At 46.8% G+C, this 18,931-nt stretch carries 21 protein-coding genes and 1 pseudogene; 16 read left to right on the top strand and 6 right to left on the bottom strand.

Features of this window, described 5'->3' with window-relative positions; genetic code table 11:
• The 11 genes and pseudogenes from N836_RS43615 to N836_RS43660 form a co-directional block, all read left to right on the top strand.
• Window positions 1-378: orange carotenoid protein N-terminal domain-containing protein (locus tag N836_RS43615; protein ID WP_023070895.1), on the top strand; the 378-nt coding region annotated here is incomplete at its 5' end.
• A gap of 269 nt (window positions 379-647) precedes the next feature.
• A complete protein-coding gene (locus N836_RS43620) occupies window positions 648-929 on the top strand; it encodes an MATE family efflux transporter (RefSeq protein ID WP_023070897.1) in 282 nt (93 codons plus the stop codon).
• Between the two features lie 65 nt (window positions 930-994).
• Window positions 995-1,165, top strand: a complete 171-nt coding sequence (locus tag N836_RS76340; protein WP_023070898.1) for a hypothetical protein — start codon at window positions 995-997, stop codon at window positions 1,163-1,165.
• A gap of 111 nt (window positions 1,166-1,276) precedes the next feature.
• Window positions 1,277-1,750 (top strand): tyrosine-type recombinase/integrase, encoded by a 474-nt coding sequence (locus N836_RS72830; protein WP_023070899.1) that lies wholly within the window; start codon window positions 1,277-1,279, stop codon window positions 1,748-1,750.
• Between the two features lie 72 nt (window positions 1,751-1,822).
• On the top strand, window positions 1,823-2,005 hold the full coding sequence (locus N836_RS72835; protein ID WP_023070900.1) for an integrase family protein: 183 nt from the start codon (window positions 1,823-1,825) through the stop codon (window positions 2,003-2,005).
• A 318-nt stretch (window positions 2,006-2,323) separates the two neighbouring features.
• On the top strand, window positions 2,324-2,524 hold the full coding sequence (locus N836_RS43630; RefSeq protein WP_023070901.1) for a hypothetical protein: 201 nt from the start codon (window positions 2,324-2,326) through the stop codon (window positions 2,522-2,524).
• A 16-nt stretch (window positions 2,525-2,540) separates the two neighbouring features.
• Window positions 2,541-3,125: pseudogene (locus N836_RS43635) on the top strand (Uma2 family endonuclease).
• A gap of 372 nt (window positions 3,126-3,497) precedes the next feature.
• Window positions 3,498-5,069: an ABC transporter substrate-binding protein gene (locus N836_RS43645; RefSeq protein WP_031291637.1), complete on the top strand. Its 1,572-nt coding sequence runs from the start codon at window positions 3,498-3,500 to the stop codon at window positions 5,067-5,069.
• 43 nt (window positions 5,070-5,112) lie between these two features.
• The gene (locus N836_RS43650) at window positions 5,113-5,973 is read left to right on the top strand and encodes an ABC transporter permease (protein WP_031291638.1); all 861 of its coding nucleotides are present in this window, start codon (window positions 5,113-5,115) and stop codon (window positions 5,971-5,973) included.
• Window positions 5,974-5,992: 19 nt separating this feature from the next.
• Window positions 5,993-6,820, top strand: coding sequence for an ABC transporter ATP-binding protein (locus tag N836_RS43655; protein WP_031291640.1), 828 nt, complete (start codon window positions 5,993-5,995; stop codon window positions 6,818-6,820).
• A 91-nt stretch (window positions 6,821-6,911) separates the two neighbouring features.
• The gene (locus N836_RS43660) at window positions 6,912-7,922 is read left to right on the top strand and encodes a YeiH family protein (protein WP_023070908.1); all 1,011 of its coding nucleotides are present in this window, start codon (window positions 6,912-6,914) and stop codon (window positions 7,920-7,922) included.
• Window positions 7,923-8,024: 102 nt separating this feature from the next.
• Here N836_RS43660 and N836_RS43665 read toward each other — a convergent pair whose 3' ends face one another.
• Window positions 8,025-10,055, bottom strand: coding sequence for a LysR family transcriptional regulator (locus tag N836_RS43665; protein ID WP_023070909.1), 2,031 nt, complete (start codon window positions 10,053-10,055; stop codon window positions 8,025-8,027).
• A gap of 458 nt (window positions 10,056-10,513) precedes the next feature.
• Between N836_RS43665 and N836_RS43670 the strand changes: the two genes are divergently transcribed.
• The 5 genes from N836_RS43670 to N836_RS43690 all read left to right on the top strand — a co-directional run bounded on the left by N836_RS43670 (window position 10,514) and on the right by N836_RS43690 (window position 15,573).
• The gene (locus N836_RS43670; RefSeq protein ID WP_023070910.1) at window positions 10,514-12,217 is read left to right on the top strand and encodes a fumarate reductase/succinate dehydrogenase flavoprotein subunit; all 1,704 of its coding nucleotides are present in this window, start codon (window positions 10,514-10,516) and stop codon (window positions 12,215-12,217) included.
• Between the two features lie 79 nt (window positions 12,218-12,296).
• Window positions 12,297-12,524, top strand: coding sequence for a 4Fe-4S dicluster domain-containing protein (locus N836_RS43675; protein ID WP_006517750.1), 228 nt, complete (start codon window positions 12,297-12,299; stop codon window positions 12,522-12,524).
• A 15-nt stretch (window positions 12,525-12,539) separates the two neighbouring features.
• A complete protein-coding gene (locus N836_RS43680; protein WP_023070911.1) occupies window positions 12,540-13,520 on the top strand; it encodes a HEAT repeat domain-containing protein in 981 nt (326 codons plus the stop codon).
• Complete coding sequence (locus N836_RS43685) at window positions 13,513-14,634, top strand: Mrp/NBP35 family ATP-binding protein (protein ID WP_023070912.1); 1,122 nt, start codon at window positions 13,513-13,515, stop codon at window positions 14,632-14,634. Before N836_RS43680 ends, N836_RS43685 begins: the two co-directional genes overlap by 8 nt.
• 78 nt (window positions 14,635-14,712) lie before the next feature.
• On the top strand, window positions 14,713-15,573 hold the full coding sequence (locus N836_RS43690) for a DMT family transporter (protein ID WP_023070913.1): 861 nt from the start codon (window positions 14,713-14,715) through the stop codon (window positions 15,571-15,573).
• 8 nt (window positions 15,574-15,581) lie between these two features.
• Here the strand turns inward: N836_RS43690 and N836_RS43695 are convergent, their stop codons facing one another.
• The 5 genes from N836_RS43695 to N836_RS43705 form a co-directional block, all read right to left on the bottom strand.
• Window positions 15,582-15,821, bottom strand: coding sequence for a hypothetical protein (locus N836_RS43695; protein WP_235071029.1), 240 nt, complete (start codon window positions 15,819-15,821; stop codon window positions 15,582-15,584).
• Window positions 15,822-15,855: 34 nt separating this feature from the next.
• Window positions 15,856-15,951, bottom strand: a complete 96-nt coding sequence (locus tag N836_RS78125; RefSeq protein ID WP_442785771.1) for a hypothetical protein — start codon at window positions 15,949-15,951, stop codon at window positions 15,856-15,858.
• A 334-nt stretch (window positions 15,952-16,285) separates the two neighbouring features.
• Window positions 16,286-17,257, bottom strand: a complete 972-nt coding sequence (locus tag N836_RS43700; protein ID WP_023070915.1) for a hypothetical protein — start codon at window positions 17,255-17,257, stop codon at window positions 16,286-16,288.
• Window positions 17,258-17,536: 279 nt separating this feature from the next.
• Window positions 17,537-18,019 (bottom strand): LexA family protein, encoded by a 483-nt coding sequence (locus tag N836_RS76910; RefSeq protein WP_006517760.1) that lies wholly within the window; start codon window positions 18,017-18,019, stop codon window positions 17,537-17,539.
• Window positions 18,020-18,192: 173 nt separating this feature from the next.
• Window positions 18,193-18,873: a cysteine hydrolase family protein gene (locus N836_RS43705; RefSeq protein WP_023070916.1), complete on the bottom strand. Its 681-nt coding sequence runs from the start codon at window positions 18,871-18,873 to the stop codon at window positions 18,193-18,195.
• Window positions 18,874-18,931 lie beyond the last annotated feature (58 nt).

The raw sequence follows: 18,931 nt of genomic DNA on the forward strand, positions 1-18,931 counted from the left end.
GAAAACATGGGAGGCTTAGTGACGCCTGCGGCTTCTGGCGCAACAGATCGGATCAAATTAGCCGGAGATTTAATCTATCAAGTGGCTAATCTATCTCATGAAGAGCAACTGCAATTTATGCGCGATTTAGTCGCAGGAACTAACAATGCCATGACTCGAGATTACGGATGCCTGACTAGCAACAACAAACTGGCATTTTGGTATCAGTTAGCCGAGTGGATGCGCTCTGGAGATGTTGTTCCAGTACCGCAGGACTATCAGCTCTCTGCACCGGCAACAGCAGTCCTGAATAAGCTCATAGTACTGGGTTTCAATCAACAGATTGCAGTCCTACGCCTTATTGCTGGCAAGATGGGCATTAACCCATTAACAGCTTAAAAGTCGGCTTAAGCGCTTATTTTCTAGCAAGCAAGTTAATGCTCACGAGCGACACCAGACCATGCAAATTTATTGGCCTAAATTCCTTTTGAAAATTCTGTTCTGGTTAAGTGCAGAAATAGCATTGACTTGCTTAGGCTTAGACGATTTAGCCGACTATAGCGAATTTCTTCTCCAAGATCGCAATAATTTCTTATCGCCTGCAACACCTATTGAGCTTGTCACTGAAATTTGATAAGCCGCAGCCTGCCAAACCCTCCAACTTAGTAATGCAGTCTTCTCTCACAACAGGTCGAGTTTCTCATCAGCTCCTCAAGCTATCACTTCCCATGGTTTGGGGTGTCTTAGCAATATTGGCGTTTAGTCTGGCTGACACATACTTTATTGCTCAGTTAGGCACGAATGAACTAGCAGCTATCAGTTTTACTTTTCCAGTAGTGTCCATTTTGGCAAGCGTAGCCATGGGCTTAGGCACAGGTGCAGCCTCTGTTATTGCTAGAGAAATCGGTAAAGAGCATCAGGCTAGCTATGATAGTAGAACAACTGAGTAACGAGCAACTCATCTGCTTCTCAACGAATTCCTTACGAAGGATAACGCGAAAAAATAGTATAGAAATTGGACCAGGACAAAGCGTTTGAAGTGCAGCGGGATATTGAATATGGCGAATTTGACCCACCTATGAAGCGGTATAAACCTGAGCTAGCAATAGCTCAGGTGCCGGAATCAAAGCCCATTGAGGAGGACGTCCCCCTAGATTTACCTGATTTATGGGCCAAATATATATAGGTGCGTCAGGCGGGTAAATCGCTGTCAACTATCAGAATGTAGCGCTGGGTAGCCAAACATCTGGAGCGCTGTGAGGTCAAACAGCTGGATGAACCTCAGGCAGTTTCAAACTTGCTGATTGGCCATGTTCCAGCTGACTCGACCAAACGCATTTTGACCCAGCTATCGACCTGTTGCAAATGGGCGAAGAAATCAGGCATTCTGGACACCAACCGGTTTGAGGGCATGGCGGCGGATATCAAGCGCAAAAAGGTGAGCAATGAAGAGTTTGAGATTTTTCCGTTTACCCATCAGGAACGCGATCTCATCCTCAAAGCCTTCAAACAAAACCGCTATTACAACAGCTATGCTGCCATGGTAGAATCTCTGTTTTTAACCGGCTGTAGACCCTCTGAAGTTGTCGCTTTGCGATGGAAACATGTTAACGAAACAAGCATTTCCTTCGAGCGATCGCGAGTCTATTCAGGCCATGGCTACACCCTCAAAGATGGCTTAAAAACCCAGCGGGCTCGAAAGTTTCCCATTAATGCTCAGTTAGCCAAATTGTTGGCAGAAATCAAGCCTGAGCATATGCAACGGGAATAGCTTCTTTTTCCCAGCCCCCGAGGCAATTACATCACCTGGAATAACTTCACCAATCGTGCCTGGCAAACAGTCATGGCATCACTGAATGATATTGAGTATCGCAATCCATATCAAACTCGGCATAGCTTTTGCAATCTATGTAGAGAAGCGGGTATCTCCAGTATCCAAATTGCCAATTGGGTTAGCAACTCAGCAACAATGATTGATCGAGTGTATGCCAAAGCCATCGAAAAGATAGAGGTTCCTGAACTTTAAGGTTCTTGCTGTTCAGGTAAACCCGATACGAAATCCTGGTTACTTGCCCCCTATATCCAAGGGCAGCCACAAGAGATTGTCTCTACACGATTGTCCATTTTTCAATCGGGTTTACCGATCTCACCACAGAACCCATAATTTAGCGCCACCAGCGAGTGCGCCAACACTATGCTGGTGACATACACCCTCCAAGCTGATTAAGGCAGCCTGGGAACGCAGGTTTAATGTACCTGATGCCCTCCGGATTGCACCTATGCAGGGGGTGGCTAATTGATTGATCTGATTTCCTCCTCGTTGTTTATTTGGAGCTCAGAGTCCATGTTTATCGATAATAGTCAGGGCACAGGTGTGCCCACAGATCTGCCTACCAGTGGAGCACTATCGGAATATCAGTATGAAGATGTCAGGCTAATGCTGCTGGGCAGCCTGACATCTTTTTCCCCTGCTTCCCTACCCCTCTGCTCCTCCACTCCCCCACCTCTGCGCCCTATCTTCTACAATCAAACTAGTAACGGCTAACCTTAACCCTCCAGCCATGACAGCCTTCACCATCACCCTTGACCCCATTGGCACGTTAACCGACGAAGCGTTTTACCAGCTTTGTCGTGCCAATCCTGACGTTAAATTTGAACGTTCATCCCAGGGAGAGCTGATTATTATGTCACCCACAGGCAGCGAAAGTGGTCGTCGTAATGCCGATATCACCATTGATCTTGGCATCTGGAATCGGCAAACACAATTAGGGTATACCTTCGATTCATCCACTTGTTTCAAGCTACCCAATGGTGCAGAGCGTTCCCCTGAGGCTGCCTGGGTTGAACGTAGCCGTTGGCAAGCCCTGAGCATCACAGAGCGGCAAAATTTTCCACCCATTGCCCCTGACTTTGTTATCGAGTTATAGTCTGCTTCCGATAGTCTGACAACACTTCAGACCAAAATGCTGGAATACCAGGCAAATGGAGCGCGTTTGGGATGGTTGCTTAATCCCCAGGATCAGACCATAGAGATTTATCAACCAGGCCAGCCTGTGGAATTTTTGAAATCTCCCCAACAGATTGAAGGTGGCAATATTTTGCCTGGTTTTGTACTCAACTTGAAGGATATTCTTACGCGCTACTAACCGTCCATTTAGAAGTAAAGTCTTATCGAATAAAATCAAGCCACGCATCCACAGCCTTATTCAAGGCTGTGGATGCCGTCCCTGTTTCCTGGACCGTAGACCTCACATACTGACTTAGGAATGAGGATTCAAGTAGGTCCTATCTTTTGTCGTACAGGCGTTCCATGGAACGTCTCTGCAGACAACATTTTTGGACTCATAAAATCCTGATCCCTTATTAGAGCAAGCGGCACCTTCCAATAAAAGAAATCTATGGATCTAATCAAAACCCTTATTGAGCTAACACCTCGATCAAAGATATCTGTAAATAGAGATACAGATACTTTATGGTTATCATCGATTAAATGAAGCAAATTGATAGGAGTCCCCACCATGAAGTCTCATTATCTTTGGTTCAGAAGACTTTCTCTCTCTTGTGCCTTGACGTTTTCTTCAGTTTTGATTGCATCCTGTTCTGGCCCCAGCGAAAATGCTGAGGGTTCAGCCAATACAGCCAGTACAGGCAATGGAGAAGTGATCCGTATTTCTATTGGTACCCAAGACCAGGTAATTAACACGGCTGTCGGTGGTGCCACCGTACGAGAATTAGGGTTATTAGAAAAACATCTGCCAACAACAGGTAAGTACGAAAATGTAGAATACGATATTCAATGGTCTAGCTACACCTCAGGACCACCTATTACCAACAAAATGCTTGCTGACCAGATTGATATTGGTTTAATGGGAGATTTTCCAGCCGTTATTAATCTGATTAAATTCCAAGAGGAGGTTGAGGGAGTTACCTCCACATTTATTGGCACCCTGGCTTATAGCCCTAATGGAGCAGGCAATGCGGTCGTTGTTCCCAAGGACAGTGATGTCACCTCTTTAGCGGATCTAAAAGGAGGCTCTGTATCCGTTCCTTTTGGCTCCGCAGCTCACGGCATGGTGCTCAAAGCCTTGAGCGACGCTGGCATTGACCCAGAGTCAGATGTCAAACTGATTAGCCAAGCACCGGAAGTCGGTGGTACCAGCCTACGTACGGGTCAAATTGATGCCCACGCTGACTTTGTGCCCTTTGGAGAACTATTCCCCTTCCGAGGATTTGCCAAGAAGATTTTTGATGGAGCCCAAACAGGCGTTCCCACCCTACACGGCATTGTTGTTCGTTCAGATTTTGCCGAAGAGCACCCCGAAATCGTTCAGGCCTATCTTCAGGCAATGCTGGAAGCTAACAAAACGTTTCAAGAGAAGCCTGAAGAGATCTCTGCCCAAATTGAAGAATGGTCAGGTATCGAGAAAGAAGTCGTTTATATGTTCCTGGGGCCGTCTGGGCTACAGCCTATAAACCCAAGTATTGGTGAAGTGCAGTTAGAAGCGCTCAAAAACAGTATTGCCACGTTGATTAGTCTGGGCAAAATTGAATCCCCGGTCAACCCAGACGATGTTACCCAGTGGGTCGATGAAAGCTTCTTAAAAACAGCCATGGACAACATGGGCTTGAACTATGACGAAGTGATTGAAGTGGGCGAAAGCTATGTCATCACCGGAAATGACGCCCTCACCAACGAGCCGATTGAAGAGCCAAAAATGGCAGCCCAGCTGTGGATTCAAGAAGAGCCTACAGTGACTAATTTTGCCACCATTCCCAACATGATCAAAAAGCTCAACGAGCTACAGACTGATGGCAAAGCTTCTGATGTGATCTTTGTTCACGATCGCAACAAAGGTTGGAAGCTGTTTGCGGAGAATTCTCACTATGTCAAAAATGGAGATGAAGTATCGGCCTTTTTGCTAGAAGCCGATGCCCAGGCGTTTGCTTCTGAGTCCGGTGGCCAGGTAACCACCTTTAAGAGTCTGTTACAGACCTATGCCAACGGACCTCAGCCAGCTCGCATTAGCCGTTTAACTATGGAGGATTTGAAGCAGGCACTGTTGGAGGCTGTACCAGCGTTGGCGGGTTAGGAATACGTAAGCGTCTCAAACATTCCGTTAATAATTCTCTCCTATGGCTAGCACCCTGCCTCAATCTCACGTTCGGACTCGCAGCTCTAGTCCGATGTCAAGCTTATATCAAACCCTACAGGTCATCTTGTCAGGCCGCTCCATCAGGCGGTTGATCGCCCTAATCCTCTTTTTTGGCATCTGGCAAATCCTATGTATGATTGGCTTTAAGTTCTTTATTAACTTTCAGCTGATCCCCTCTCCATGGGAGGTGGCAAAAGCCACTGTTGATTTCTTTACCAGTGACCCCTGGGTGCATATCCGCTCTAGCGTGGTACGGGTATTGGTAGGGTTTGCTGTAGCATCTGTTTTGGCGATTGTCTTAGGGATTATCATTGGCTGGTTTCAAATTGCTGAAGATCTTTTAATGCCAGCATTAGAACTGCTTAGACCCATACCAGCTGTCGCCTGGATTCCGCTCGCCATCTTAATGTTTCCCAACGCCGAGACGGGAATGATTTATATCACCTTTATTGGCGCATTCTTCCCGGTTTTAATCAGCACGATTCGTGCGGTTGAGAATATTCTGCACGACATTGTCTTAATTCGGGTAGGTCAATGTCTGGGGGCCAATCAATGGCATGTTTTCAAAGATATTGTCATTCCAGGAGCCTTGCCTGGTATTGCCAGTGGATTGACCATTGGCATGGGCAATGCCTGGTTTTGCTTAGTGACTGCTGAGATTTTGGCTGGCCGGTACGGTGTGGGCTACATTACCTGGGAGTCCTATGTTACATCCAACTATCCTCCCATTGTCATGGGCATGTTGCTGATTGGATTGATGGGGGCCCTGAGTTCGTGGGCGGTTGGGCGCAGCACAGCGGCCTTGATGCCCTGGCGTGTGATCAAAAAACAGGATGCTTAAATCATTAGGAGTGCCCACCATGATAAAAGAGGCTGTGACAGCATCAGCGGCAACAACATCTAAAGCCAAAGGCTCGGTCAACGTGGAAGGAATTTCGATGATCTTTAATCGAAAGGGCCACTCCACCCAGGTTTTAGATTCGGTCAATTTACACATAAAGCCGGGGGAACTGGTTTGTCTTTTAGGCCCCTCAGGATGTGGTAAATCCACGCTGCTGAATATTATTGCCGGTTTTATCAAACCCACGGCTGGCTATGTCATGGTCGACCAAAAACAAGTTAGAAAACCAGGGGCCGATCGAGGGTTTGTCTTTCAGCAGTATTCGTTACTCCCCTGGAAAACAACCTATCAAAATGTTGAGTTTGGTCTAAAGATTAAGGGTATCCCCAAAGCAGAACGAGAGGATATGGTGGGAGAATATCTAAATCTAGTGGGGCTGGGCAAATATCGCAATGCCTACCCCAGACAGCTTTCGGGCGGAATGCAGCAGCGAGCCAGCATTGTTAGGGCCTTGGTTAATTCACCCTCAGTATTGTTGATGGATGAGCCCTTTGCAGCCTTAGATGCTCAAACTCGTCACATGATGCAGGAGTTATTGCTCAATATCTGGGAGACATTAAAAACTACGGTCATTTTTGTTACCCACGATATCGAAGAAGCGGTCTTTTTGGGCGATCGCATTTTTGTAATGGGTGTACAACCAGGTCGCATCAAAGCAGAGTTAGATATTCCCCTAGCTAGACCTCGCCATGTTGATGACATGCTAACGCCAGAGTTTAGCCAGCTTAATCGTCAGGTCTTTGAATTAATTCGAGAAGAAACACTAAAGAGTATGGAGACTCACTAGGAAATAAAATCAACTAGATTCATACTAATTGAATGTACAGACGTTCCATGGAACGTCTCTCCAACATCTGGGTATTTTATCCATACAACACATGCTTAACCTTACCGGCCCGACGACGCTGGTTGGACTAGCTTTGGCAACTGGAATAGCCTTACTTGCAACAGGCTTACAACAGCTACCAGGATTAGGATTATTTAGTCCCTTAATTTTAGCTGTCCTCTTGGGTATTTTGGTCAAAAATACAGCTGGAGTTCCCAAAGTCTGCCAGCCAGGCATCACCTTTTCGCTCAAACGCGTTTTACGGTTAGCGATTATTTTAATGGGACTACAGCTAAGCTTACTCCAGCTGATCCAGGTTGGTCCCGTCGGGCTAATGATTGTTGCCGCTACTGTCAGTTCTACCTTTGTATTTACCTGTTGGTTAGGGCGTCAGCTTGGCGTTAGCCGTAAGCTAGCCCATCTAATTGCAGCAGGTACTTCAATCTGCGGCGCATCGGCTGTAGTTGCTACAAATACTCTCGTAGAGGGAAAAGACGAAGATGTAGCCTATGCCATTACGATCGTGACAGTGTTTGGCACAATTTCAATGTTACTTTACCCTGTGCTCTCAACTATGCTCCAGCTCACACCATCCGCTTTTGGTGTATGGTCTGGAACGTCTATTCATGAGGTGGCTCAGGTAGTAGCAGCAGCCTTTCAACAAGGAGATGTTAGTGGGGAACTAGCCACAGTAGCTAAGCTAGCTCGAATGCTATTTCTAGTTCCGATTATGCTGACGCTGAGATCTATCTCAATGGGATCAGACCTCGGTCATCGTCTGCGTTCTGCCTCGTTTAAACCCAGACAGTTACCTGTCCCCTGGTTTATTTTAGGCTTTGTGGTACTCATTGGAATCAATAGTCTAGATCTGTTCCCTTCAGCCTTAAAAGATAGTTTAATTCAAGGCAATAAATTTCTTTTGGCTATTTCATTAGCTGCCATGGGGTTAGAAACAGACCTCCTGAAGATGAAACAAACTGGTCTCAAACCAATTTATCTAGGGGGAGCCGCATGGTTCTTTATTTCACTACTCAGTTTGGGGTTAATCAAGGTCTTTTATTGATATCTTGGCGTTGCTGATCCTCGATATGACTTTATCTGAAAGAGATTGGCACAGAGCATATCCAACAGTTCGGTTCATCCTTTAAATCAGCAACAGCATCTCTTAGAAGGAGTTTATAGCCGTTTCTAAGAATTCAGGCTGTATCCAACTATTGACATCAATCTCACCCAGTTGCTCATTACCTGGAACGACTTTGAGTTGTTGGATATGATCTGTAATCCAGTCCATGCGAATTTGCGTTTCTGGGAAAAACAGTCCCGTGCGATTTGACTGTTGGTAATCAAGGGTTTTAGAAACAATTTCAGGATCTAACCTGACCCAATTACTAACCAGGGAAAGAGCACTCGGTGTGTTGATATACCAATGCTGAGCGGCAATCAAGGCTTTCAGATAAGCAACCACTAGTTCTGGATGCTGTTCAGCAAAGGACTCTCTGACAACAATCCCATGGAATGTCGGTAATTCTGTCAAATCAGGGGCATCAACTAGACGCCTGAACCGACCGTGATGACTGGCAATTTCATGGAGAGGAGCAAAATAGGCATAGCCATCGGCCTGGTCATTACGGGGGGTGAGGCGATCAATGCTCAGGTTATCAATTGAGTTTAAGGTGACTTCATGGAGTAGATTGGCCTGGAACAGCGTACGCATCACCATTCCGTGGGCAGATGATGCAAAGGGAACGGCAAGTATTCGATTTCGTAAATCATCTAAGCTACTTAGGGAAGAACGACCAGGAACAATAATGGTATTCCCTGTCCCATCAGGGTTGCTGGCAACAAAGCTAACTAATCGAGTTTTGGTAGCAGAAGACGAGTTACTCTCTGAGGTTAGACTGTCGGCCAGACCACTGAGTAACAAAGGGTAATCTCCTAAAATACCGATGTCTAGCTGTTGGGTTTGCAGACCTTTGGCAATGGGAGCTCCCGAAGTAAAGTCATGCCATTTAATTTGATAGTTTGTCTTGCTGTACTGACCGCTTCTGGGCAAAAAATGTTCGAGTAGTCCCAATCGTTGAATAATCACCCCCGCAGTTACCGTTTGTATGGTTTTGTTTTGGGTACCGATAGCCAGCGTCAAGGTTTCTGAAGAGGCTCCGTGAGCCTGGCGTAGCCATAGGCTAGGGGATTGTAAGTGGGCCGTCGTAGCCGATTTGGAGGATGATTTCTGTGCTCTAATCCGCTGAGCCCGTTCAGACTCTTTGGAGACCAGCTGAATAAATTGTTGTAGGGGTTCAGTGGGTTGGATTTCGGCGCGATGTTTTTGGGCGTGGCGTGGGGTAGCCCTGGAGAGTCGTTTAGGCGTTAGCATAAACAGCTGATAATCCAGAGCAAACTCCTGCAAGGGAATGGTAACCAAGAGCTTGGCTTGACGTTCTGTTTGAAGCTGTAAGCTGGAGCCAAAGCCTAGATAGTGCCCTTGGGTCAAAAATGTGCTTAATAAGCTAGCCGATTGGACAAACTCTCGGTGGGCAAAGTCCGAGAGGTGCATACCCAACTCTGCAAGCCTTGCTTCTAAAGCCACTCGCCCTGGTGTACCCGCACCTGGAAATACCCATGCTTCTGAGGTTAGATCGCGCAGGCTCAGCCATTGGCACGGGGCCAACCGATGATCAGCAGCTACCATCAAGAAATATTGAAAACTATCAATGGGCAATGAGTCTATTTCATCAAATTCACTGAGATTTGTCTCGGCAAAACCAATTTCAATCTCTCCCAATGTGATGGCTTGATGTAGCTGTTGCGATGTGTCAAAGGGCAAACATTTCAGCTCGATATCAGGATATTTCTGACGATACTTAAACAGGATTTTAGATAACCATCCGCTAGCAATACTGACAGTACAGCCAACTTTTAAACGGCTATATTTTCCCTGTTTAATTTCATTAATTTCATTGATTAAACGACTCTCTAACGCCAGTAGACTAGGGCCTGCTTCGAGTAAATAGCTGCCCACCGTGGTTAGCTTTATTTTGCGACCAAGCCGATGAAATAGATCGACACCCAGGTTGGCCTCCAGGGACTTAATTTTAGCGCTCACAGCAGGCTGGGTCAGGTTTAGAGCATCTGCTGCTTCGGTAAAGCTTAGGTAGCGTGCGACCTCTAAAAAGACTCTTAAATGATAAATTTCCACAACAAAATCGCTAGCGAACTAGGCGACGATTTAAAGGCCTACTGTAAGACTCGATCAGGTAACCAAATCAATCAAATTTGGCACAAGTAACCTCTCTAATTAGTCTCTTAATTACCTAATTTAATGGCCGTACAGCTAAACATACTATTTCTGATTTTTATGAGTATATAAAAAAGTTGAATCGAAAAACAGTGTTTTTTGATACAAAGGATCTTGAGGCGATCACTGAGTCTCTTTAGAATAGGGATAACGGACATGGAAAAGTATGCATATTTCCAAACAACGCCAGCTTAACGAAGCCATGTTCGACACTTGAGATTTTTAGATTAGACCGCGAGTTTTCTATAGAAACCACACCGCTGAAGCCATGGCTTAAGAAAGTACTAGCTAATGCTTGCTTTTGATGAGCCTCCAACCGGTTGAGGTTTGATCACCTTATTGGAAATGAGGACTTTTGTGTGAATACTCAGCATCTGCAAACAGACTTTTTAGTGATTGGTGGAGGTACCGCCGGTACGATGGCGGGTATCAAGGCCAAGCAGGCTAACCCCGATGCCGATGTTTTAATCCTTGAGAAAGCTAATATTCGTCGTAGCGGTGCGATCGCAATGGGCATGGATGGCGTCAACACCGCCGTGATCCCCGGCAACTCCACCCCAGAACAGTATGTGAGAGAAATTACCATTGCCAACGACGGCGTTTTAGAGCAAAAAAATGTTTACCAAACCGGGCGCTGGGGATTTGAAGTCATCCAAGAGCTGGAAAGCTGGGGTGTTAAATTTCAAAAAGACACTGAAGGTAACTACGACCTAAAACAAGTACACCGCGTGGGCAAGTACGTACTGCCCATGCCCGAAGGTAAAGACCTAAAAAAGATTCTTTCTCGCCAGGTTAAACGCCATAAGGTACGGGTCACCAACCGGGTAATGGCCACGCGAGTCATGGTAAAAGAAGGGCGGGTGATTGGAGCTGTCGGCTTCGATGTGCGCAAAGGAGACTTTGTTGTTATTCAAGCGAAAGCCGTGGTGCTGTGTACCGGGGCCTGCGGTCGCCTGGGGCTACCGGCCTCCGGGTATCTCTATGGCACCTATGAGAATCCCACCAATGCAGGTGACGGCTATTCCATGGCCTACCATGCTGGAGCAGAGCTGACCAATATTGAATGTTTTCAGATCAATCCTCTGATCAAAGACTATAACGGTCCCGCCTGTGCCTATGTGGCCAGTCCCTTTGGAGCCTACACCGCCAACGCCGAGGGAAATCGCTTCATCAGCTGCGACTACTGGAGTGGCCAGATGATGTTGGAAACCTGGAAAGAGTTGAACTCTGGTAAGGGGCCGGTACACCTGAAGATGTATCATCTGGATGACGACACCATTTCCGAAATTGAGCGGGTGCTCTGGTCCAATGAACGCCCCAGCCGTGAGCGTTTCCATGAAGGACGAGGGGAAGACTACCGCACCAACGGGGTGGAGATGAACATTTCAGAGATCGGTCTTTGCAGTGGCCACAGCGCCTCCGGCGTTTGGGTCAGTGACAAGGCTGAAACCACCGTGCCCGGTCTCTACGCCGCTGGTGATATGGCCAGTGTGCCCCACAACTACATGATTGGAGCTTTTGTTTCTGGACGCCTGTCCGGCATCAATGCCATGGAGTATGTCCAAGGCCTAGAGCATGTGGACCCCGACCCAGAGTTTCTTGCAACAGAAAAAGCTCGAATTTATGCCCCCTTGGACCGTCCTGATGGCGTGCCTCACACCCAGGTGGAGTATAAGCTGCGTCGCTATGTGAATGATTATCTACAGCCGCCCAAATCTCCTACCAAGATGGATATTGGTCTTGCGGCCTTTGAGCGGTATCACGAAACCCTGGCTCTGATGGGAGCCCGAGACCCCCATGAGCTGATGCGCTGTATGGAGGTGCACTTTATCCGGGACTGTGCCGAAATGGCGGCCCGAGCATCTCTTTATCGTAAGGAGAGTCGTTGGGGACTGTATCACTATCGTCTGGATTATCCTGAGAAAAATGATGAGGAATGGTTCTGTCATGTGAACTTAAAGAAAACAGAATCGGGCAAGATGGAAATGTTTAAGCGCTCGGTAACTCCTTATATTGTGGAGGTGGATCTTCAGCAGGAAGTGTATGACGTGGCGGTACGGTAGGGATCCTTTGTAGAGGCGTTCCATGGAACGCCTCTACAAAGGACGAAAAATTTCTGTTCTTTAATTGAGAAACCCATCTATGGCTCTAACCACCCAGCGTGTTGATGTCCCAGTAATTGTGGACGAATCTAAATGTCTCGAAAAATGTACGGCCTGCATCGAAGTCTGCCCCCTGGATGTGTTGGTAAAAAACCCTGAGACTGGCAAAGCCTATATGAAATACGACGAATGTTGGTTTTGCCTTCCCTGTGAGAAGGAATGTCCCACCAATGCCATTACTGTTCAGATTCCGTTTCTACTGCGTTAGGGAGAAAAACTCACCATGGCCCATACCGACCTTGATCCAGAAGTGGTGCAGTGGGTAGAAATGTTGCGATCGCAAGACCTCAACGACCGCTTGGTGGCTGCCAAATCACTACAGCACCTGGGGGATGAAGATGCCATTGACGCCCTGATCCAGAGCTTGAATGATGAGAGTCCGAGGGTTCAGGAGATTGCCGTAACCGCTCTTTGGGAAATGGCAAACCCAGTGGTTATCCCGCCGCTGTTGGACTGTTTAAGGTCTGACCATGAACCCGAGGTGCGCGAAGAGGCCCTATCTGCCCTGAAAGAACTGGTCGCTCCTGACGATTTACTCAAGCTGTTGGATGCGATTCAAGTCGATGACGAAAATGTGCAGCTGAATGTGCTGATCCTGCTGCGCAAAATTCACGATGCCCAGGCGTTGCCCTATATTCTGCCGTTCTTTGAGTCTGAGAATCCGGTACTGCGGGAGGCCTCTGTTGTTACCCTGCGGTATCTAAACCAGGTGGTGCGCTGTGAGCCTGCCCTCGCCCTGGCCAAAGATATCAATGATGAGGTCAGACGTTCGGCTATTTTGACCCTGGGGTATTTGAGTGATGAGACTGTGGTGCCGATGTTGTGTAGTGCGATCGCAACCGACCCAGACTGGCAGGTGCGGCGTAACGCAGCCCAATCCCTTGACCTCCATGCCACCACTGCGGCCACACCAGCCCTAACCCAGGCATTGGCCGATGACCACTGGCAGGTGCGCAAATTTACCGCCCGCGCCCTACAAAAAGTTGCCACCAATGAGACCATTCCCACCCTGATCAAAGCCCTTTCTGACGAGTATTCCGATGTGCGACGAGATGCCGCCATTGCCCTGGGTAACTTAGGTAATCCTGAGGTCCTACCAGCCCTAAAACAAACTCTCGATGACCCAGATCGGGATGTACAAATTTTCTCTCAGCGGGCCATCCAAAAGATTCAGGATCAGCTAGCGGAAGCGTCCAATGCCTAACCATGATTCTCCCTTTGTTCGTGCCCCTCACCAGTCCCCCGATGCCATCCCCGATAGCCCGGTGATAGCCATCCGCAAACAGGCGGCTATTCGATGTCTCAAGCAGGTTGTTGAACCGATTCTCAACAAAAACATTGTTGACCTGGGCATGGTGCGAAACCTGCGAGTGGTGGATAACTATGTGTATCTGAAGCTTTATATCGGTGTCCATCAACATGAGCTCAAAGAACAGGCCCAGTTAGCCCTGGGAGATTTAGAGTGGTGTCAAAAAGCCTACATTCAGATTTGCACAATTCCTGGTGTGCACACGACGCTGGCCGTATCCAGCGGCAAGGGAGGTGTTGGCAAGTCCACCACAGCTGTGAATCTAGCCGCTGCCCTGACAAAAACCGGGGCCAAGGTGGGTCTGCTCGATGCTGACATCTACGGTCCCAATGTGCCCCAGATGTTGGGACTTGCTCAAACTACGGTTGAGGTGATTGACACACCGGAGGGGCAGCGCTTCAAACCATTGGAGGCCCATGGTATTAAGGTCATGTCGGTGGGACTGCTAGCAGAGCCTGACCATCCTTTAGCCTGGCGTGGTCCTGTCCTCCATAAGATTATTACCCAGTTTATCCAAGACGTGGATTGGGGAGAGTTAGACTATCTTTTAATTGATCTGCCCCCCGGTACCGGCGATGCCCAGATTACTATTATTCAGGAGAGCCCCATCTGCGGCGTGGTGATGGTAACAACGCCGCAACAGGTGGCAGTCTCAGACGTGCGACGTAGCATCCATATGTTTCGTCAGGTGGGTGTGCCCGTCCTCGGTCTGGTAGAAAACATGAGCTACTTGATCTGTGGCTGCTGTGGGGAGCGCACATCAATTTTTGGTAGCGGTGGGGGAGAGCAAATGGCCCAGGAACTATCCGTGCCGCTGTTGGGCCAGGTGCCCATCGATCCTCAGATCTGTCAGGGAGGTGATAGGGGTCAGCCTTTACCTTTAGCCGATGGAGAGGCTCCTTTGTCACAGGTATTTGCTGCGATCGCTACTGGTTTGAATCATACATTTTCTCCGTCTGTAGAGCGGACAGAAAATCATATACTCAATCAGACAACAACAGCTCTATAAGCATCTGTTTGTTGTTTAACGATCCTCAGACACTGAGCGCGTTGGCTTTTAGACCAGGAATGGCTTTACCTTAAATCCATGTCCTATCATGCACCTGCCCTGAAAACGTCAATTCTGACTAGCTGCACGCTAATTGCGTTTGCCGCCAATTCCTTACTTACCCGCATGGCCCTGGGTCCAGGCTCCATTGATGCAGCCAGTTTTATGACGCTGCGATTAGTTTCTGGCGCAGCCATGTTGTTAGCTATTATGACGTTCTCTCAAAGAACGTCTGTTGTAAAACTTCAGGGCAAATGGACAGCCGCATTGATGCTGTTTCTCTACGCAGTTACCTTTTCGTTTTCATACTTGCAACTAGCCGCAGGCACCGGAGCCTTAATTCTTTTTGGCTCAGTGCAGGTAACGATGATTGTAGCTGCCTTAAAACAGGGAGAAACGCCACATCCGTTGGAATGGGCAGGATTACTACTGGCGCTGATGGGATTGTTATATCTGGTATCACCCGGTTTGGCAGCGCCGCCAGTGGTGGGTTCTATCTTGATGGTGATGGCAGGTGTCGCTTGGGGATTTTACTCGCTGCTCGGTCGTGGAAGCCAGGACCCAGTAGCCTATACAACGACTAATTTTGTACGGGCTGTTCCCTTTACCGTTGGGGTGAGTCTGATCAGCCTATCGGAGATGCATTTGACTCTGACGGGTGTGGTTTTAGCCTTGTTATCAGGGGCGCTGGCCTCTGGTGTGGGCTATGCAATGTGGTATGCGGCGCTAAAGGGCCTAACGGCAACGCGGGCGGCAACGGTGCAGTTAGCAGTGCCTGTGATTGCTGCATTAGGGGGGATTTTATTCTTGCAAGAGACATTGAGCACACGATTGGTCTTGGCGTCTTTGCTGATTTTAGGTGGCATTGGCCTAGCTGTAATGGGACGTGGCGAGCAGTAAACGTATAGCTATCGCTGAGTAACTTCCCCAAGGGCTTCCTGCAAGATTTCATCACTGACACCACGGCGCTTTAAGCTAGCGATCAGCACGGATACAGTATCTCCTTCTAAACGCTCTAAATCAGCACGAAGACCTTGTCCAATATAGGCACGAGCCAACGGTTGACACCCCGAAAAACCAAGTAAGGGGGCAAGCCTTTTCAAGTCTTCAATCACATCTTCGGGCATCCGAATTGTGATTGTTGTCATTGGGCGATTCCTGTCTAACCGTTTTTTCAATGCGTCAGTTTTCATAGTATTCACGTTCCTTACGTGTGGCCTTACGAGCTGAAATGATGCGGATCATGTCGTCCTCGCGCTCAATGAAAACGACGTACAAGAGATTTCAACGCCTATCTAGCCCGATAATGGCATCTCGTGCTTCGTCATTACGGCTAGTGCCAACAATAACCAGAAGCGGACCAAAGAATGCTTCAGCAAGCCGCTGAAACGCTACGCCATCATGCTTCTGGGGATTGATTTGTACTTTTTCATTGTTCCAGATAAATATAATACTGTTGAGTAAAAATACACATCTATGTTAATAGTTTAGCAAATGTATTGACGATGTAAATATATTTTGAGGCACACTAAACCTAATATTGCCCGTGCATTTATTAGATGTTTCGGTAACAATATCTAACAGCAAGTAGCAGAAGAATATGCTGAAAGTTTCACTTATATGCTCTTAATGTACGAGCAGAAATAGATGATATTTTTTTAATATCACGAATTAAACTTTTGAGACTAGAAGTCTGGCAGATTACAAACTGTGTAAAGTAGTCTACTAAATCAGCTCGCATACCTTCTGCAAGACATTGACAAAGAAAGGAAGTTGAGATGGAGCTATATTCTCCAGCCTCAAATCGTTTTCTATCAAACTTATCAAGAATTTTGGACTCTATTTTCCCTAATTGAATACACTCCTTGATGCAGTGTTTTTGAAAATCTGGACCATAATCAGAATAGAGGACTAAATATGGAACAGATTTTGAGATATCTGATAGACATTGAGCTGACTCAATCATGCTTGTATCTAAATTTCGTTTGGCTACCATTAAATCGGCAGTTGTAAGAAGAATTGGACATATGAGGAAAGGTATGTTGTCATCTTCATGTTTGCGCAAGTTATCTAAAGCTGTTTCTGCGAGCAAACGAGGAAGCGCATATTGCAGTTGCGAAATACCATGTTTTAGCTCAGAATCATAAACATTTCCATTGGATTCATCTATTTCTGTTCCCTTATAACAATGTTTAATAGATGCATCGAAATCAGTTGTTGCACTTGGTCGGAAGAACTTTAACGAAAAATTATCGATGGCTCGAATTGTCCTGCCAAATGTAATAGGTGAGAAGTCAGGAGGATTTGGATCTGGGAGAAAGAGCCATCTTACATTGGGATTTCGTTGTTTACACTCAATCAACAAATCAAGCTGAGCGGTTATTCTATCTGGCTGGGAAAAAGGCAAGTAGGCAGTGGCTTGCAGATCAACTGAAAAATCTTTGACAACCCCAGAGTCATCACGGGCATAAGTATAATCAGCGCTAACTGAAAAACCTTGAGAAACCAAAAACTTGGCTGCTTCAAACTCCAGAGGCAAACTGGATGAAATAAGCTTACTTTTCCATTTGCCAGACTTTGACATTTTCTAACTAGCGAGAGGAATTAATACTTATTAAATACTCTACCTATAAAGTTCTCTAATTTAATATCCATCTTCAAAGGGAATTTAGAGTGCCTGACTTATAATTCAATACCAGATAAGCTCCATGATGCTGATTTGCTGAATGTTATCCGTCACGTTTGCAGGATAGTCCCAAATTCACAGAACTTATATTCAATATTTGACGCATAAATTTCAACATAGGGGAGTTATATATGTGCTACCACAACAATATTGAAAAATATTTATTTTTGCAGATTTCTATGGTCGCACTAGTACTGGCAACTGCTCTGCTGGAATCAAAACATGCAATGAGCGCGCCTCACCAGCGACCCGTGCTAGCAAACCCTCTTTTTCTAACTTCAAGATCATTTGATGCACAGTCGGTGGCGTTACCCTAAAAAATGACTGAATATCAGCCTGTGCTGGCGGACGTCCATGAATTTGAGTGTAATTATAAATATATGACAAATACTGCCCCTGCTTTGCTGTAAATGACGGCTGAGCATCCTTTTCTACAACAAGTTCAGGCATATTAATACTGCACCATTCAGCAATTCCCCTATCTGCCGCTGCCAATGCCTCATCTAGAGTCTCAAACTGTGCAGGACTCTCCCAAACAGTCCCTCCTTCATCAATTGCGCGAATAAACGAGTCATCATAGTAGCTAATACTGCCAATTTCCAAGCAGCCATCTTGGACCCATGAGGTGATATGGGGATAAGCCTGCTCAAAACTTGCCATTCAACTAAGCCTCACTAAACCTTGAGCGATAATAACTTGCGATCGCTGATTTAGGACATGGGCCAATCTGTAGCCGTTGCTATTTGACGGACCTTATAGCTAAAACCATCCCGAGGATCAGCAATGCCAATAATTTTCTAGCGTAATTTTGCCAATGTAGCCGCACACGCCTATCAAGCAGCCTGTAGATTGACGGCTGTCAGCAATTGTTTAGACGTTGTTACCCAACCAAAGATTGTCTGGGTCATTTCTACCGATACCCGATGAAACTCTGGTTTTAACGAGGCGCAACAATCTTCTAATAGCAAACACTCATAGCCTAAATCATTGGCCGTTCGCAATGTGGTATGCACACAGCACTCTGTTGTCACCCCTGTAAGTAACAGCTGCTGAATCCCTCGCTGTCTCAAGATTAAATCCAAATCCGTCGCTACAAAAGCCCCTTTCCCTGGCTTATCCAACACAATCTCTCCTGATATCGGCTGCAGCTCATCCACAAAGTCATGGCTTTTGGAACCTCGGGTTAGCAACCGCCCCATAACTCCCTCACTGCCAATTTCTGCGTTTTGTTTTTTAGAACGCGCCAACTTATGGGGCGGACAATCACTTAAATCCGGACGATGTCCCTCACGAGTATGAATAATCGTCACGGGGGTTTGCCGCAATGACTGTAGTAATGTTTGCAAAGGTTTAATCGGCTTCTGAGTCTGACTCACATCAAACCCCTTACAATCGGCCCACCCCCCCAGGGTACAAAAGTCATTTTGCATATCGATCACCAACAGCGCTGTATGCGCCAGGTCGAGTTTTAAAGAATAGGGTCTAGCTGGAACCGTAATTTGATGGACGTTCATGATCAAAAGAAAACCCTAGCAAAGCTAGGGCGTGTGTGAGATGGACTGTCTGTTGGAA

It is taken from the genome of Leptolyngbya sp. Heron Island J, from assembly GCF_000482245.1.
Classification (GTDB): Bacteria; Cyanobacteriota; Cyanobacteriia; order Phormidesmidales; family Phormidesmidaceae; genus Leptothoe.